Annotated in this window: 12 protein-coding genes; 5 read left to right on the top strand and 7 right to left on the bottom strand. The window is 70.1% G+C overall.

Annotation, left to right across the window (positions count from 1 at the left end; all coding sequences use genetic code 11):
* The 5 genes from TR46_RS38470 to TR46_RS31200 form a co-directional block, all read right to left on the bottom strand.
* The coding region (locus TR46_RS38470) for a BRO-N domain-containing protein (protein WP_084719098.1) at positions 1–550 on the bottom strand (550 nt) is incomplete at its 3' end.
* On the bottom strand, positions 550–1,248 hold the full coding sequence (locus TR46_RS41680; protein WP_052433248.1) for a BRO-N domain-containing protein: 699 nt from the start codon (positions 1,246–1,248) through the stop codon (positions 550–552). The genes TR46_RS38470 and TR46_RS41680, both read right to left, overlap by 1 nt.
* 170 nt (positions 1,249–1,418) lie before the next feature.
* On the bottom strand, positions 1,419–2,393 hold the full coding sequence (locus TR46_RS31210) for a helix-turn-helix domain-containing protein (RefSeq protein WP_042408287.1): 975 nt from the start codon (positions 2,391–2,393) through the stop codon (positions 1,419–1,421).
* A 285-nt stretch (positions 2,394–2,678) separates the two neighbouring features.
* The gene (locus TR46_RS31205) at positions 2,679–4,124 is read right to left on the bottom strand and encodes a glycosyltransferase family 87 protein (protein ID WP_042408323.1); all 1,446 of its coding nucleotides are present in this window, start codon (positions 4,122–4,124) and stop codon (positions 2,679–2,681) included.
* A gap of 302 nt (positions 4,125–4,426) precedes the next feature.
* On the bottom strand, positions 4,427–7,042 hold the full coding sequence (locus TR46_RS31200; RefSeq protein ID WP_084719096.1) for a transglycosylase domain-containing protein: 2,616 nt from the start codon (positions 7,040–7,042) through the stop codon (positions 4,427–4,429).
* Between the two features lie 400 nt (positions 7,043–7,442).
* Here TR46_RS31200 and TR46_RS31195 point away from each other — a divergent pair, with 400 nt between their 5' ends.
* The 4 genes from TR46_RS31195 to TR46_RS43295 all read left to right on the top strand — a co-directional run bounded on the left by TR46_RS31195 (position 7,443) and on the right by TR46_RS43295 (position 11,675).
* Entirely contained in the window at positions 7,443–8,102 is a 660-nt protein-coding gene (locus tag TR46_RS31195; RefSeq protein WP_042408285.1) for a PadR family transcriptional regulator, read from the top strand.
* A 117-nt stretch (positions 8,103–8,219) separates the two neighbouring features.
* Complete coding sequence (locus TR46_RS31190) at positions 8,220–9,302, top strand: inositol-3-phosphate synthase (RefSeq protein WP_042408283.1); 1,083 nt, start codon at positions 8,220–8,222, stop codon at positions 9,300–9,302.
* Positions 9,303–9,444: 142 nt separating this feature from the next.
* On the top strand, positions 9,445–10,800 hold the full coding sequence (locus tag TR46_RS31185) for an MFS transporter (RefSeq protein ID WP_236655598.1): 1,356 nt from the start codon (positions 9,445–9,447) through the stop codon (positions 10,798–10,800).
* A gap of 89 nt (positions 10,801–10,889) precedes the next feature.
* Positions 10,890–11,675: a toxin-antitoxin system, toxin component gene (locus TR46_RS43295; RefSeq protein ID WP_152626787.1), complete on the top strand. Its 786-nt coding sequence runs from the start codon at positions 10,890–10,892 to the stop codon at positions 11,673–11,675.
* Positions 11,676–11,697: 22 nt separating this feature from the next.
* Here TR46_RS43295 and TR46_RS31175 read toward each other — a convergent pair whose 3' ends face one another.
* The gene (locus tag TR46_RS31175) at positions 11,698–12,393 is read right to left on the bottom strand and encodes a hypothetical protein (protein ID WP_052433245.1); all 696 of its coding nucleotides are present in this window, start codon (positions 12,391–12,393) and stop codon (positions 11,698–11,700) included.
* A 154-nt stretch (positions 12,394–12,547) separates the two neighbouring features.
* Positions 12,548–13,957 carry a CCA tRNA nucleotidyltransferase gene (locus TR46_RS31170; RefSeq protein ID WP_042408308.1) on the bottom strand — a complete coding sequence of 470 codons (1,410 nt, stop codon included), beginning with the start codon at positions 13,955–13,957 and terminating at the stop codon, positions 12,548–12,550.
* A gap of 304 nt (positions 13,958–14,261) precedes the next feature.
* Between TR46_RS31170 and TR46_RS42760 the strand changes: the two genes are divergently transcribed.
* Positions 14,262–16,763, top strand: coding sequence for a DUF6049 family protein (locus TR46_RS42760; RefSeq protein WP_161790235.1), 2,502 nt, complete (start codon positions 14,262–14,264; stop codon positions 16,761–16,763).
* Positions 16,764–16,775 lie beyond the last annotated feature (12 nt).

Raw genomic sequence — 16,775 nt, 5'->3', positions numbered from 1 at the left:
CGGCTTTGTGCACGCGCGCCGACGCAAGCCCCACCCGCGCTCCAATGCGCTCCCCGACGACCACCAGTTCTCCGTGCAGCAGGAGTTCCGGGACGATGTAGGCCGCGACGGACCAGACCTCGTCGGGAGCGGCGATCCGCGACTGCCAAGAGGCGAGGTATTCCGGTGCCGTACGCGGAGGGGCAACTGGCGGGACCTTCGGCATTGGCTGCTTCGGGATGCGAATGGTGCCGACGAGGCCGACAACCGTCTCGGTCAGGCGCTGGATTGCCTCCAACGAGACCCGATGCGATTCCATGACCGCCCGGTGGGACTCCATCAGAGCCTCGTGCGCGCGTTCTGCTCGATCGTCCACCACGGTCGCCGGCGGATCGACGAAGATCGTCCTCATTCGTGGAAGATCTACAGAACCGACAGACCTTCTCGGGAGTTCGTAAGAGCCGTCGCGCTGGATAGTGGTGACTAGCTCCGCGACCCAACGCTTGAACGGCCGGGCCTCCGGCTTGGTCGACCCGTTGACCAGCGCGACCAGGCCCTGCAGATTCACCATCAATGCATGCTTCTGCCAGCTCCGACCTGCAGGAATGTGAAGGTATAGCGTCCAGTTAGACCTTGGAGGTCTGTCCGGTCCTGGTCGGGGACATGGTCCGCGACCGTCTTTGCGGAGTTCGCATAGCCCAGGTGATTGCAGACGTCCGCTGCCGGGAACCAGTGCGATCCGTCCGGCATCGTCAGCCGGCGGATCCGGGCCCCGGTTGCCGCGTAGACGAAGTCGCTGATCTCGATGGCGTCGTGGCTGGGTTCGGGCTCGGGCTCGGGCTCGGGTTCGACCGGGTTGACGACGGCCGTGCCGGGGTGGGTGGGCGGCTTGATCACTGAGCTGCGGACCCAGTCCGCGAAGAGCGGGACCGCCGCGCCCACCGGGGAGTCCAGCAGGGCTTCCACGCCACGGCGGGAGAGCAGCGGGAGCTCGGTGCCCCAGGTCGCGTGGGTGGGGATGGGCAGGCCGTGCAGAGCGCACACGCTGCCGAGCGTGGTGCGCATCGCGCCTGGGACGTAGGTGCGGACGGCGAAGGCCTCGTCCGTTGCGTCGAGGCCCCCGCAGATGTCTGCGGTGGGGAACCACCAGCGGCCGTCGGGCATGGTGAGGCGGCGGACGAAGCCGCTGGTGGAGCGGTGGGCGAAGCTTTCGATCTCGATGTCGCGGCGGGGCGCGGCCTCGGGCAGGGCGGAGTTCTCCTGGGACACGGCGGATCTCCCTCGGGCAGGACGGATTGACGGGCCGTCGGGCCGTGCCCGTCGATGGCATGGCGGAGGAGCCCGTGAGGGTGGTGGGGTACCCAGTGCGTCGTCAGCTGGCAGGGCCCCAGGGCGGGCCGCCGGGTCGTACGTTCGTGGACCCGCCCGGTCTGAGGCGGTCAGGCCGGACAGCAGGCTGCCGGGACGGTGATGCCCCGTAGCGCGGCGCGGACGACCGCTGCGCCGCGTCGGGTGGCCGCGACGGCCGGGTTGGGCGGCGCGGGGACGTCGGGGGCCGCACAGGCCCGGCACAGCCCCGGCGCGGGCAGCGGGGCCCGGCAGTCGTCGCACTCGTGCCGGCGGGGGACCGGGGTCACAGCCACTGGATCCGGCTGCTCGGGCACCCTGGCCGGCGGCCGCTTGTGGATCAGCCGGTGCTTCAACAGGCCGACCGGCGCCAGGATCACCCGGGGCAAGCCGGTCGTCAGGGCAGCCCTGAGCTCCGCCTCGGTCGCCCCGTCGGCGAGCCATTCGGCCACCAGCGGCGCGAGTTTGGCGGCCTCGGGCACGCCGAGCCGCAGCCGCGGCTCGCCCCGGACGATCCGGTGCAGCAGGGCGGCGGCCCCGCTCAGGGCCGTGCTCGGCTCCGCGACCGGCGGCGAGGGCGGAGGCGGCTCGTCGTCGTGGTCGTCGTGATCGTGGCCGTCACCGTCATCGCCGCCATCGCCGTCGTCATCGCGATCCCCGCGATCCTCGTTGACGGCGTCGCCCCGGGGGGTGGTTTCTTTCTCCCGGTTCTTTACGGGTTTCGCTCCCGCCCCACCCTCGGGCCGCTCACCGGGACCCGGTGCCGGGGCCTGTTGCTGCGGGGTGTCGTAGACATGCGTCTCGGTGCAGAACCGGCCGTCCCTGCTCTTCCAGGTCACCACGAAGTAGTAGCCCGCGGCCTTGAGTTCGTTGAGCGCGTCGGCGACGCCGCGACGGCCCTCGGGGTGCTCCTCGGCGAGCCGACGGCAGTCCTCCTGCGCGCCGTCGGGACGGCTCAGCAGGTACCCGAGCAGACCCCGGGCGCGGAAGGAAAGTGTCTTGTTCTGGAGGGCGCAGTTCGCGAGAACCGTGAAATCGGCATGCTGGTTGGTACGGTGAACGTGCATGGGAGGTCTTGTCTCCTGTGTCGAGCCCCGGGGTGTTTGCCGCACCGCCGGGGCGTCTCGTTTCTTGGTCGGCACACACACCGTAACCGTGGAATCACTTTCTGCAACACTGATCAGTCCGGTTCATCCGATCGTGTGTGGTGCCCGAAATGTTCCCGATCGCTCGCACGGAAGTACGCCTCAACTACCCCTCCCGTACACCGTGTTGACGTACATGGAACCGCCCCTGTGGACAACTTGTTGTCCACAGGGGCGGGGTGAGTTATCCACAGGGCCGCTCCGTGCTCAATCCGGCACGGTGTCCTGGTACTTGGTCGCCGCACTTCGCCTCGCGCGCCCTGCGAAGATGTCAACTGCCCTGTCCAGCACACCTCCTGACGGATCGTCACTACCGTCCCAGCGCACCGAGTCGTACTCCGGCATCAGGATGTCGCGGATGACCATGACGCACAGGTAGAGGGTCCCCAGGATGTGGACAACGATCGCGCCGTGGTACCAGTCGGTGGGCAGCCCCTTCTGTGCGGAGGCGGAGGTGTAGGCGAAGTTGTACCAAATAGCAAGGAAGTACAGGACCTCGCAGGCCTGCCAGACCAGGAAGTCCCGCCAGCGCGGCCGGGCCAGCGCGGCCAGCGGCAGCAGCCAGAGCACGTACTGCGGCGAGTAGACCTTGTTGGTGATGGTGAACGCGGCGATGATCAGGAACGCCAGCTGCGCGAAGCGCGGCCGCCGCGGCGCGGCCAGGGCCAGCCAGGCGATGCCGAGGCAGCACAGCGCGAGCAGCATGGTGATGATCGTGTTGACGGTGCCGACCGACCAGTTGATCACCCCGTTCTGGCTGAGGATCAGCCAGAACGAGCCGTAGTCGATGGTCCGGGTCTGGCTGAAGGTGTAGAAGGTCGCCCAGCCCTTGAAGTTGAGCAGCATGAACGGCAGGTCCACGGCCAGCCAGGCCACCGCGGCACCGGCCAGCGCCTGGCCGAAGGCGCGCATCCGCCCGGCCCGCCAGCACAGCACCAGCAGCGGGCCGAGCAGGAACACCGGGTAGAGCTTGGCAGCGGTGGCCAGGCCGATGAAGACGCCGGCCCACACGGTGCGGCGGCCGGCCCACAGGGCCATGGCGACGGCGGTGAGGGCGACGGCGAGCAGGTCCCAGTTGATGGTCGAGTCCAGGGCCAGTACCGGCGCCAGGGCGAACAGCAGCGCGTCCCAGGGGCGGCGGCGGTGGGTGCGCATCACCGCGACCACCGCGACCACCGCGCAGATCATCAGCATGCCGGCGTTCAGCAGCCAGAAGACCTGCTCGCGGTGGACGTCCCCGCCGCCCGACGGGGTCAGCCAGGCGGCCAGCCACATGAACAGGCCGGTGAGGACCGGGTACTCCAGGTACTGCATGTCGGGCGAAGCACTGGGGATCTTGTCCAGGTAGGGGATGTTCCCGATGGAGAAGCCGCGCAGCGTGAACAGGTGCGGGATGTCGCTGTAGCAGGCGTGGTCGTACTGGGCGGTCGCCCCGTAGAACCAGCCGCTGTTGTAACAGGGGATCTTCTGCACCATGCCGAGGGCGAAGACGATGATCGTGCAGATCGCCAGCACCCGGGCCGCGGTCCACCAGCCGACGCCGAGCAGGGCCCGGCGCCCGGGCGCACCGCCGAACAGTTCGCTGCCGGCCGCCGAGACCGGGTCCTCGTCGGCGGGCACCACGACGGTGTCCTCGGGCGGCGCGGCGGGCATGGTCACGGTGCCCCGCCCGGCCCTGTGCCCAGGGGTGCTGTCAGGGGTGCGGTCCGGCTCGGGCGCCGCTGCCTCGTCACGCTCGCTCGACGTCATGCCGGACATCCTGCCGCACCTTCCTGTCGCCGCACTGGGCACCCGGCAGTTGGACATGGGCCCGGGCCCGGAACGGGCTAACTGTCCGGCTTTTGCCGGGTGCTCCCGGGGAAGGAACGCCCCTGGCCCCGGCGCGCGCCACCTGAGTGGCTCGTACCGGGGCCGGGAGGGCCGTCCGAGCGGGACCGGACCGCTGTCCGCTTCCGCTATCCGCCGAACTTGTTCTTCGAGGGCGACGCGGACGCCGAACTGCTCGCCGAGCTCGAACTCGCCGGGGCCGACGGACCGCCGCCACCGCCGCACTTCCAGTTCAGCACACCGCAGGTGTTCGTCGCGGACGGGCTGCTCGACGGCGAGAGGCTCGGGGACAGCGAGATCGTCGGCGACGCGCTCTGCGACTGCACCGGCGGCTGACTGGAGGCACTCGGCGTGGCGCTGGCGCTGGCCGACGCGGACGGGGACGGGGCCCCGGACTCGTTGGCGCCCTTGCCCAGCTTGGGAGCGGCCGGGAAGTCGACCGTCGGCGTGCCGTTCAGGGCCGACTCCATGAACGTCAGCCAGGCGGTCGCGGGCAGCGCCCCACCGAAGAACTTGCCGGTCCCGGAGTCGCCGGTGCCCTTCATGCTCTCCAGGGTCGGGCTCTTCGGGTTCTCACGGAACATCGTGACCGCGGTCGACAGCTGCGGGGTGTAGCCGATGAACCAGGCCGACTTGAACTCGTCGGTGGTACCGGTCTTGCCGGCCGTGGGGCGGCCCAGCGGCTTCACGCTAGTGGCGGTGCCCTTGTCGACGACCTCCTGCAGCATGCTGTTGATGGTGTTGGCGGTGTCCGCCGACATCACCGCCGCCGACTTGGGCTTGGCCAGCACCGGCTGGTCCGCGGTGGCGACCCCGTTCACGCTGAGCTTGGTGACCGTGTAGGGGTCGTGGTAGACCCCGCCGTCGGCGAAGGTCGCGTAGACGTTGGCCATCCGGATCGCGCTCGGGGTCGAGGTGCCGATGTAGAAACCGGGGGTGTCCGGCGCGAAGATGCTCTTGTCCAGGCCCAGGTTGGTGGCCATCGACGTGACGTCGCTGTAGCCGACGTACTCGCCGAGCTGGACGAACGGGGTGTTCACCGAGTTGTCCATGGCGGTGCGCAGGGTGATGAACCCCGGCATGTCGGTGTTGTCGTTCTGCTGGTGCAGCAGCCCGTCCGGTGACTTGTCCTTGGGATCGGTGTCGGTGATCAGCGTGCCCGACTGGTTCCTGATGGTGATGCCGTTGTCACCGTTGAACTTGCTGTCCGGGGTGATCGCCGAGCGGGTCGAGCCCGGCGTCAGCAACGCACCCTTCTCCAGGGCCGTGGCCATCACGATCGGCTTGAACGTCGAGCCGACCGGGACACCGGAGGAGTTGGCGTTGTTGACGTAGTGCCCCTTGTCCATGCCGGGGCCGCCGTAGAGCGCCTTGACCGCGCCGGTGGCCGGATCGACCGCGGCCGAACCGGTCTGCACGTCGGTGTCGTACTGGGGCCGCTTCTTCGGGTCGATGTGGTCCTTGTTCATCTTGTCGACCGCGTCGGACATCTCCTGCACCTCCTTCTTGTCGAAGGTGGTGTAGACCCGGTAGCCGCCGTTGGCGAAGTTGCCGTCGGTCAGCTTGGGGGTGGTGTGCTCCTCGACGTAGTTCTGCGCCGTCTGCACCAGGTAGCCGATCTGGCCCTTCAGCGTCGAGTTCTGCGCCCACTTGACCGGGGTGGGGAACTTGTCCGGGGTGTAGGTGGCCCGCTCGGCCGCCGTCATCCAGCCGTTCTTGGCCATCCGGTCCAGCACGTAGGTCCACCGCTGCACCGCCGCGGCCTTGACCTTGGCGTCGCTGTCGACGTCCTGGTAGTAGCTGGGCTGGTTGACCGTGGCGGCGATGAAGGCGCCCTGCGAGACGGTCAGCTGCGAGGCGTGCACCCCGTAGTAGGCCTCGGCCGCCGCCTCGATGCCGTTGGCGCCGCGGCCGTAGTAGTTGCTGTTGAGGTAGCCCTCCATCACCTCGTTCTTGGTGTAGTGCCCCTGCCCGATCTTGATCGAGATCATGATCTCGTTGAACTTGCGGGACACCGTCTGCTGCGAGTTGGACAGGATGCTGGTCTTCACCCACTGCTGGGTGATGGTCGATCCGGACTGGATCTGACCGCCCGTCACCATGTTCTTGACCGCGCGCAGGATGCTGGTGGCGTCGATGCCCGAGTTGGTCTCGAAGGTCTCGTCCTCGGCCGCCATGAAGTCGTCCTGGACCTTCACCGGGACCTGGGCCAGTGAGACGTTCTGGCGGTTCACCGTGCCGGTGGTGGCCATCACCGAGCCGTCGGCCCAGTAGAAGATGTTGTTCTGCTGCTGGGTGGACGGGTTGACCGGGGGCACGGTGGTGTTCGCGTAGGCGTAGCCCACCACGCCCACCGATGCGGCGAAGAACAGCAGGGCGCCGCTGAGCAGTTGCTTGAACGAGGGCATCCAGTGGCGGACCCCGGACTTGCCCCAGCGCGGGTAGTCGATCAGGCGCTTCGGCTTGGGTCCGGCGGGGGCGGCGGCCGCCCCGGCGCCGCGTCCCTTGCCCTGGGCCGCCTTGCGCATCTCGGCGCGGGTCAGCCGCGGCTGCTGCCCGGTCATCCCGTTGCGCGCGGTCTGGCCCTGCGGGCGAGCGGTCCGGCGCGACGCTCCCGGCCCCGGGCCCTGGCCGCCCTGGGGCGGCCCCTGCGGCCGCCCGCCTCCGGGGGGCGGCGGCTGCGGGCCGCGGTGCCCGGCAGAGGGGCCGTCCGGGTTCGACTGTTTGCGCCGATGTTCGCTCATGCTTCCAGCTGCTCCTCGAACAGGCCGCGCGGCCTGAAGGCGGTGGTCCACTTCCGGTTCGTCGCGGCCCGGCCGGCCGCGCCAGGAGCAGCCGCGCCCCTGGCGTCACTTCGGTTACCGGCTTTCTGCATAGGCGACAGAGTACGCAGCCGTTCAAGGTGGATAAACGGGCACTCCACGTCAATCGGTGCAAACCACCCGCAGATACTTACGAAAGCCCCAGTCCTTCCCCACCTTCGACGCACCGTGGGAGGCGCTACTCACGGGCCGTCCGGAAGCCGCTGTGATCACCTTCACCGAGTCGCCTCTTGCCCGAACGGCGCTCGCGGCCTATCGTCTCGATGTATCGACTCGATACATCGGGTCGGCATAGCGGCAGCGACGGAGAGGTGAGGACAGCGTGAGCAGGCGCTCCGGCATCCTTGAGTTCGCCGTCCTCGGGCTGCTGCACGACGCCCCGATGCACGGCTACGAACTGCGCAAACGCCTGAACGTGCTGCTTGGTTCCTTCCGTGCCTTCTCCTACGGCACGCTCTACCCGTGCCTGAAGGGGCTCGTCGCCCAGGGATTCCTGGTCGAGGACAACCCCGGCACCGAGTACATCCCGGCCACCGCCCTCAACGGCAAGCGGTCGAAGATCGTCTACCGGCTGACCCCGGAGGGCAAGCAGCGCTTCGAGGAGCTGCTCGCCGACTCCGGTCCCGACGCCTGGGAGGACGAGCACTTCGGCGTCCATTTCGCCTTCTTCGGTCAGACCGACCGAGCGGTGCGGATGCGGGTCCTGGAGGGCCGCCGCAGCCGCCTGGAGGAGCGGATGGAGCGGATGCGCACCTCGCTGGCGCGCACCCGGGAGCGGCTCGACGGCTACACGCTCGAACTCCAGCGCCACGGCCTGGAGTCGGTGGAGCGCGAGGTCCGCTGGCTCAACGAGCTCATCGAGACCGAGCGCGCCAACCGCAACGGCGGCGTGGCCCCACAGATTTCGGACGGCAGGGAACGGCCGGCAGGCAATGCCGCACCGCCCCCCGACCGCCCGGCGCACTCCCCAGAGGAGCGCTGACCCCGGAGCGGACCGGGTTGACGAGTGGCACTGCATGTACCGCCGAAGTACCGCACTGAACCATCTTTTCCAGGTGGGCATATCAGCCCAAATCGATCACAACAGGGAGCAGCCGAAATGAGTTCGGTTCGCGTAGCCATCGTAGGTGTGGGCAACTGCGCCGCCTCGCTTGTCCAGGGCGTCGAGTACTACAAGGACGCCGACCCGAACAGCCGCGTGCCCGGCCTCATGCACGTGCAGTTCGGTGACTACCACGTCCGCGACGTCGAGTTCGTCGCCGCGTTCGACGTCGACGCCAAGAAGGTCGGCCTGGACCTCGCGGACGCCATCGGCGCCAGCGAGAACAACACCATCAAGATCTGCGACGTGCCGACCACTGGCGTCCAGGTCCTGCGCGGCCCGACCAACGACGGCCTGGGCAAGTACTACCGCGAGACCATCGAGGAGTCCTCGGAGGAGCCGGTCGACGTCGTCCAGGTCCTGAAGGACCGCCAGGTCGACGTACTGGTCTGCTACCTGCCGGTCGGTTCCGAGGTCGCGGCGAAGCACTACGCCCAGTGCGCCATCGACGCCAAGGTCGCCTTCGTCAACGCCCTCCCGGTCTTCATCGCCGGCACCAAGGAGTGGGCCGACAAGTTCACCGAGGCCGGTGTCCCGATCGTCGGCGACGACATCAAGTCGCAGGTCGGCGCGACGATCACGCACCGCGTGATGGCGAAGCTCTTCGAGGACCGCGGTGTCCTGCTGGAGCGCACCATGCAGCTGAACGTCGGCGGCAACATGGACTTCAAGAACATGCTGGAGCGCGACCGGCTGGAGTCCAAGAAGATCTCCAAGACCCAGGCCGTCACCTCGCAGATCGTGGACCGCGACCTGGGCGCCAAGAACGTCCACATCGGCCCGTCCGACTACGTGGCCTGGCTGGACGACCGCAAGTGGGCGTACGTGCGCCTCGAGGGCCGCGCCTTCGGCGACGTCCCGCTGAACCTGGAGTACAAGCTCGAGGTGTGGGACTCCCCGAACTCGGCCGGTGTGATCATCGATGCGGTGCGCGCGGCGAAGATCGCCAAGGACCGCGGCATCGGCGGACCCATCCTGTCGGCGTCCAGCTACCTGATGAAGAGCCCGCCGGTCCAGTACTTCGACGACGAGGCCCGCGACAACGTCGAGAAGTTCATCCGCGGCGAGGTCGAGCGCTGAACGACCGGCGCTGAGGTCCGACAACTCCGTTATGGGCGGCTCCTGGTCACCTGTTTCACGTGAAACGTGAAACAGGTGACACGGGGTCGCCCGCTGGCGTTTGGGCATGCACATCTCCGCTGCGGCGTGGCACGCTGTGCACGTGTCGATCACCCGCGGTGCGCCCGCCCCCCAGGGCCGCGCCGCGGCCCTGCTGCGACTGCCCGACTTCCGCCGCCTGCTGCGCACCCGGCTGCTCTCCCAGCTCACCGACGGCGTCTTCCAGGTGTCGCTGGCGTCCTATGTCGTCTTCTCGCCGGAGCGCCAGCCCACCCCCGGCGCCATCGCCTCCGCCTTCGCGGTGATGCTGCTGCCGTTCTGCGTCATCGGCCCCTTCGCCGGACCGCTGCTGGACCGCTGGCGCCGGCGGCAGATCCTGCTCTACGGCAACCTGGTCCGGCTGCTGCTCTGCCTGGGCACCGCGGCCCTGGTGCTGATGCGGGTGCCCACCCCGGTGTTCTTCGGAGCCGCGCTGCTGGTCACCGGCGCCAACCGGTTCGTGCTGGCGGGCCTGTCCGCCGCGCTGCCGCAGGTCGTCCCGGCCGCCCTGCTGATCGGGGCCAATGCCATCGCGCCCACCCTGGGCACCATCGCCAGCACCGTCGGCGGCGGATCGGGATTCCTGGTGCGGCTGGTGCTGCCGGGCGGCCCGGAGGCCAACGCCGCCCTGCTGGTGCTGGCGGCGCTGGGCTACGGCAGCGCCGCCATGGCCGCCGCCACCATGGGACCCGACCTGCTGGGACCCGACCTGTCGGAGCGGGCCGGCCGGGCCCGGGAGCCGCTGCTGACCGTGGTCGCGGCCACCGGACGCGGACTGCTCGCCGGGCTGCGCCACCTGGTCCACGACTGCCGTCCGGCGGCGTGGGCGCTGGGCGCCGTCACCGTCTGCCGGTTCTGCTACGGACTGCTGCTGGTGCTGCTGCTGATGCTGTGCCGCAACACCTTCGCCGCCCCCGACGACCAGGCGGCCGGCATCCGCTGGCTGGGCCTGGCGCTGGCCGCCTCCGCGGCCGGCTTCTTCGCCGCCGCGCTGTTGACCCCGGTGGCCACCCGGCGGATCGGGGTGTCCGGGTGGCTGGTCGCCTGCGCGGCCATGGCCGCGGTGCTCACCCCGGCGCTGGGCCTGTCCTTCGCTCCCGTGCCCATCATCACCGCCGCCTTCCTGCTGGGCCTGGTCTCCCAGGGCATCAAGATCAGCACGGACACCGTGGTGCAGACCTCGGTGGAGGACGACTACCGGGGCCGGGTCTTCGCCGTCTACGACGTGCTGTTCAACGCGTCGCTGGTGGCGGCCGCCGCCGTCGCAGCCGTGGTGATGTCACCGAGCGGCCGCTCGGTGGCGCTGGTGCTCGGCTCCGCCGCCCTCTACGCCGCCACCGCCGTCGGCTACGGGCTGACACTCCGCCACAGACCGCCCCTCACTCCACCGCTGTGCCCACCGGTACCTTCTGACAGATGACCAGGAGTCCGCCCCGCGGGCTCCCCCGGACGGATAGCGTGCCAACGTTCCTCCCGTACCCGTCAACCCTCCCTCCGCAGAGGATCCACATGGCCACCCCGCCTCCGCCCATGCCGGGCAACCCCTACGCGAAGCCGGGCAACCCCTACGCCCCGCAGCCGCCGCAGGCGCCCCAGCAGCCCAACCCCTACGGCGGCGCCGTGCCCCCGCAGCAGGGCTACGCCCCGCCGCCCCCGCAGGGCTACGCGCCCCCGCCGCAGCAGGGCTACGCGCCGCCCCAGGGTTACGCCCCGCCGCCCCAGGGCTACGCGCCGCCCGCGCAGGGCTACCCGCCGCCGCCCGCGCAGGGCTACCCGCCGGCGCCCCAGCAGGGATTCGCCCCGCCGCAGCAGCAGGGCTACCCCCAGCCGCAGCCGCCCCAGCCGTCTCCCTACGGCGGCCCCGGTCCGGGGCAGGCCCCGCAGCAGTACGACCCCAACGCCCCGACCTGCCGCGTCTGCGGCGGCTTCCCGGCCGCGAACGTGACCTTCCACGGCCACAAGGGCATGATCCTGGTCATGCAGTTCCTGAAGTCCCGCGGCCCGTTCTGCCGCACCTGCGGCACCGCGGTGATGCGGGACATGTCCGCGAAGACCATGGTCCGCGGCTGGTGGGGCTACAGCTCCTGGCTGTTCAGCTGCATCGCGCTGATCCGCAACGCCATCGGCTTCAACAAGGTCAAGGCGCTGCCGGAGGCCGTCCCCGCGCCCGGCGGCCAGCAGCTGAACCCGGGCGAGCCGCTGTTCAAGCGGCCCCAGGCGCTGGGCCTGCTGGTCCCCGGCGGCCTGGTGCTACTGATCTTCGTGATCCTGCTCGCGGGCGCCGCCTCCAGCTGAGGAATCGGACGGATCCCGCGGCTCACTGCTGGTCGCCGTCGGCGGGCCCGGCCGGTTCCACCCCGTGCACCAGGTGGAACCGGCGGGGCCCCGGCACGCCGGAGCCGTCCCCGTCCACGATCAGCAGCTCCAGCTGCTCCAGCCGGCAGCGGACCTCGCCCAGCGTCAGCTCCTGCGTCCCGGCCTGCTCCAGCAGCGCGTTCAGCAGCGGCACCACGGTGCTGCCGATCACCGAGCGCAGCGCCGTGGAGGCGACCTCCACCGGGTCCGGCTCCGGGCCGCCGGACCGCTCCCGCAGCGGATTGTCCACCGGCAGGAACCGCGCCCCCGCCTCCAGGTCCAGCAGCCGCGAACGCACCTGCCGGGCGATGTCGCTCTCCCTGAGCAGCATCGCGGCGCAGAGCACGGTACGCCGGTTGAACAGCGCCAGCTGCCGCGCCCTGGACTGGATTCCGCTGGCATTCTTGAACGCCGTCAGCCGCGCCCCGGTCAGCACCTGGTAGCCGTACGCCTCCAATTCCTCGCGGTGGTCCAGCACCAGCGAGTGGACCGCTCTGGTCGGCACGGCGAAATAGTCGGCGACGGCCTCCGTGAGCAGGTGCAGCCCATTGGGAAGGGTCAGTGCTCCCAGCGGTTTGACCCGTTCCAGGGCCTCGATCCGTCCGGCGAGGGCGGCGCGCATGGTCCGTGATTCCAGCAGGACCTGATCGCCTGTCATCGCATTCCCTCCGATTCCGGGAGGTTCAGCGCCTCCCCGAAATGGAGTAACGAGAATCAGGCAGGACAGTTACATCGCCCATGAATCCTGGATTATGGGCGATGCATTCGTTGTTGGTATCAATTTTTATTCGCGGCGAAAAGGAAAACCCCTACTACTCGCGGCCGGCCCACCATTCCCGCAGCGCCGCCTCGGCCGCCTCCGGCCCCAGCGGACCGTGCTCCAGCCGCAGCTCCAGCAGGAAGTCGTAGGCGGCGCCCACGTCCCGGCCCTTCACGCCCAGGATCGCCATGATCTGGTGGCCGTTGAGGTCGGGCCGGATCGCGTCCAGCTCCTCCTGCTCCTGGAGTTCGGCGATGCGCTGCTCCAGGCCGTCGTAGGAGCGCGAGAGGGCGGCGGCCTTCTTCTTGTTGCGGGTGGTGCAGTCGGAGCGGGTCAGCTTGTGCAGCCGCGAGAGCAGCGGCCCCGCGTCGCGCACATAGCGGCGCACCGCCGAGTCGGTCCACTCGCCGCTGCCGTACCCGTGGAACCGCAGGTGCAGCTCCACCAGCCGGGACACGTCGGCGATCAGCTCGTTGGAGTACTTGAGGTCGCGCAGCCGCTTCTTGGTCATCTTCGCGCCGACCAGCTCGTGGTGGTGGAAGGAGACCCCGCCGCCGTCCTCGAAGCGCCGGGTGCGCGGCTTGCCGATGTCGTGCAGCAGCGCGGCCAGACGCAGCGTCAGGTCCGGGCCCTGGTCCTCCAGGGCGATCGCCTGCTCCAGCACCGTCAGCGAGTGGTCGTAGACGTCCTTGTGGCGGTGGTGCTCGTCGCGCTCCAGCTGCAGCGCCGGCAGCTCCGGCAGCACCCGCGCCGCCAGCCCGGTGTCGACCAGCAGCAGCAGGCCCTTGCGCGGGTGCTCGGACAGCAGCAGCTTGTTGAGCTCGGCCTGGATCCGCTCGGCGGAGACAATGTCGATCCGCTCCGCCATCCCCGTCATCGCGGTGACGACCTCGGGGGCGACCCCGAAGTCCAGCTGCGCGGCGAAGCGGGCCGCCCGCAGCATCCGCAGCGGGTCGTCCGAGAAGGACGCCTCCGGGGTGCCCGGGGTGCGCAGCACCTTCGCCGCCAGGTCCTGGAGACCGTGGTGCGGATCGATGAAGGCGACCTCGGGCAGCGCCACCGCCATGGCGTTCACCGTGAAGTCCCGGCGCACCAGGTCCTCCTCGATGGTGTCGCCGTAGGAGACCTCCGGCTTGCGCGAGTCCCGGTCGTAGGCCTCGGAGCGGTAGGTGGTGATCTCGATCTGGAAGTCGAACAGCTCGCCGTGCTCCGGGTCGGCCGTGGGCCTGGCCTTCTTGCGGGCGCCCACGGTGCCGAAGGCGATGCCGACGTCCCAGATCGCGTCCGCCCACGGCTTCAGCAGCGCCAGGATCTGCTCCGGGCGGGCGTCGGTGGTGAAGTCCAGGTCGTTGCCGAGCCGGCCCAGCAGCGCGTCCCGCACGGAGCCGCCGACCAGCGCAAGGCGGAAACCGGCCTGCTGGAAACGGCGGCCCAGCTCCTCGGCGACCGGATAGGCGCCCAGTACCCCGCTGACGGCGGTGAGCTGGACCTCGCTGAGCGCGGCGGCGGAGGAGTTCGGGGGGAAATCGCTGGGATCATTGTCGTACGGCACGACAGACAAGAGTACGTGCCGTGACGCACCGGCCGCGCCTCGTTATAGCTCGTAGGAAGGCGTGCGGCCATCCGGGCTCGCCCGGACGATCCTGCTGCACCCGTTGCCAGGCAACGTCGTTACGATGCCGGGGGCTGGGTGGCATCCCGGGATCGGGCAGTGGCGGCAGCGGCCGAGACACCGTAAGCGACGAGAACGGCGAGGGCGCGTGGACGTGGCGGCACGGCAGGCGGGACGCGGCTCCGGGCCGCGCAGGGGCACGGGCCGCGGCGGGGCACGACTTCGGGGCGCACGCCGGGCCGGCGCGGTGGCACTGGCCTCGGGGCTGGTGCTGGGCACCGGCACCACGCTGGCCCCCGCCGCCGCCTTCGCGGCGCAGACCCGCTACACCGTCGGCGACGTCCACGCCCTCGGCACCGGGGCCGTCGACGCGTCCGCCACCAGCAAGGCCCCCGAGGCGAGCGGCGGCGGCGGCCAGGCCGTGGTGACCCTGGACACGATCACCCCGCAGACGCCCTCGGTGACCAACACGGTCACGCTGACGGGCACGGTCACCAACAAGGGCAGCACCTCGATCAGCTCCCTGCACGTGGGGGTGTGGGCGGACACCCAGCCGCTGACGAGCCGTTCGGAGATCTCCGCGGTGGCCGCGCTCACCGGGCCCAACGACCAGGACCCGGCCGAGCTGGACAAGAGCGGTCTGCAGCCGGGCCTGGGCACCCTGGCGCCCGGCGCGACCAGCGCCCCGTTCACCATCGCCGTGAAGATCAGTGATCTGGGCCTCAGCGCCGGCCATGTGTACGAGCTGGCGGTGGACGCCCAGGGCAGCGTCTCCGGCTCCTCGGTGCACCCGCTGGGCGTCGCCCGCACCTTCCTGCCGCTGTACGACCCCGGCAGCGGCGCCCAGCCCACGAAGATCGCCACACTGTGGCCGGTGGTGGCCGCGCCCCGGGTGCAGCCGCAGACCTACAGCGACTCCAAGGCCTCCGACCAGGCCGTGCTCAGCGACGACACCCTGGCCGACGACCTGGGCACGGACGGCCGACTGGGTCAGCTGCAGTCCCGCGGCGCCAGCATCGCCGCCCTGAAGCCGACCTGGGTGATCGACCCGGACCTGATCACCAGCGTGCTGGACATGGAGTCGGCCTACCAGGTGGCCGGCTCGGGTGGTGACGCCAAGGGCGCCACCACCGCCTGCAAGTGCACCACGGCCGGCAGCGGCTCGGCCGCGGCCAAGACCTGGCTCGCCGACATGCAGCAGACCCTCTCCGGCCTCAGCAGCCAGCAGGTGCTCTCGCTGCCCGCCGGTGACCCCGACCTGGCCTCCATCGCCCACAACGGCTCGGGCTCGCAGTCGCTCAAGGACGCGCTGAAAGTCGCCACCAGCGACCTGGGACAGGTCGGCCTGAACCCGCTGCAGGTCAGCGCCTCCCGTACGGTCGCCTGGCCGTACCAGGGGTACATCGACAGCTCGGTGGTCTCGCTGGCCCGCAGCATCGGCAGCACCCAGATCATCACCGACAGCAGCAGCCTGCCGGACTCCCGCAGCCTGACCTACACCCCCAATGCCGCCCGGTCGCTGGGCAACGGGACCACGGCTGTGGTCGCCGACTCCACCATCGACGACATCTTCGCCGGCAACCTGTCCACCCAGAGCGCCCAGACCATGGCCGAGCAGCGCTTCCTCGCCGAGACCCTGGCGATCACCCTGGAACGGCCGAACGACCAGCGCAGCATCCTGGTCATGCCGCCGCGCGACATGGTGGCGAGCACCGCGCAGACGCTGGCCAACTCGCTGGCGGCGGCGGTGACCGCCAAGTGGGCCAAGGCCGCCGGCTACGGCGAGGTGGCGTCGGCGACCCCGACCCCGCACGCCGGCACCATCGTGCCGTCGGTCTCCGACTACCCGTCCGCCGCCAGGAAGACCGAGCTGAGCAGCGGCGACCTGACCGCGGTGACGAGCACTCAGGACAATTTGGCCGAGCTCGGCAAGATCATGTCGAACCCGGCGCCGATCCGCACCGCCTTCAGCTCCGCGGTGCTGCGGTCGGTGTCCACCCAGTGGCGCGACCAGTCGGACCAGGGGACGGCCTACCGGGAGAACGCCACCGAGTACCTCGACAACCTGCATGACGCGGTCTCGATCCTGCACAAGCCGAACAACTCGATCACCCTGTCCGGCAGCGGCTCCGCCACCATCCCGATCACGGTCCAGAACGACCTGCCGCAGCCGGTGCTCAACCTGGAGGTGGAACTCACCTCCTCCAGCCCGACCCGGCTCAGCCTGGACAAGAGCAGCCCCAACTTCAAGCTCATGGCGGTGCGGGCCAACGGCGACACCGTGGAGACCCTCAGATTCCCGGTGACGGCCACCGCCAACGGGCAGGTCGAGATGACCGCCCAGCTGTACACCACGGCCGACCAGAAGCCCTACGGCAACCCGGTCAGCTTCACCGTCGACATCAAGCAGCTGCGCAACGGCGTGATCGCCGTGGTGGCGGGCGGCGTGCTGCTGGTGCTGCTCGCGGGTGTCCGGCTGTACTCGAAGCGTAAGCACGCCAGGAGCGGGGAAGGTGCAGACGGCGGCGCGGCCGAGGGCGACGACGCCGAGGACGCCGACGCCGAGCGCGACGACGACGCCCGGGACGACGACGCCTGGGACGAGGACGGGAACAGCACGTCGGACGAGCGGACACTGCACCGGGAACGGGAGTGAAGCACTGGCTTT

The organism is Streptacidiphilus carbonis, from assembly GCF_000787775.1.
GTDB classification, from domain to species: domain Bacteria; phylum Actinomycetota; class Actinomycetes; order Streptomycetales; family Streptomycetaceae; genus Streptacidiphilus; species Streptacidiphilus carbonis.
This window is presented reverse-complemented; position numbering and strand designations above follow the sequence as displayed.

Coding starts and splice junctions, on each gene's coding strand:
- TR46_RS31175 (WP_052433245.1), bottom strand. CDS start 12,393: ATGACAGGCGATCAGGTCCTGCTGGAATCACGGACCATGCGCGCCGCC.
- TR46_RS43295 (WP_152626787.1), top strand. CDS start 10,890: ATGGCCACCCCGCCTCCGCCCATGCCGGGCAACCCCTACGCGAAGCCG.
- TR46_RS31200 (WP_084719096.1), bottom strand. CDS start 7,042: ATGAGCGAACATCGGCGCAAACAGTCGAACCCGGACGGCCCCTCTGCC.
- TR46_RS31190 (WP_042408283.1), top strand. CDS start 8,220: ATGAGTTCGGTTCGCGTAGCCATCGTAGGTGTGGGCAACTGCGCCGCC.
- TR46_RS31205 (WP_042408323.1), bottom strand. CDS start 4,124: ATGCCCGCCGCGCCGCCCGAGGACACCGTCGTGGTGCCCGCCGACGAG.
- TR46_RS31210 (WP_042408287.1), bottom strand. CDS start 2,393: ATGCACGTTCACCGTACCAACCAGCATGCCGATTTCACGGTTCTCGCG.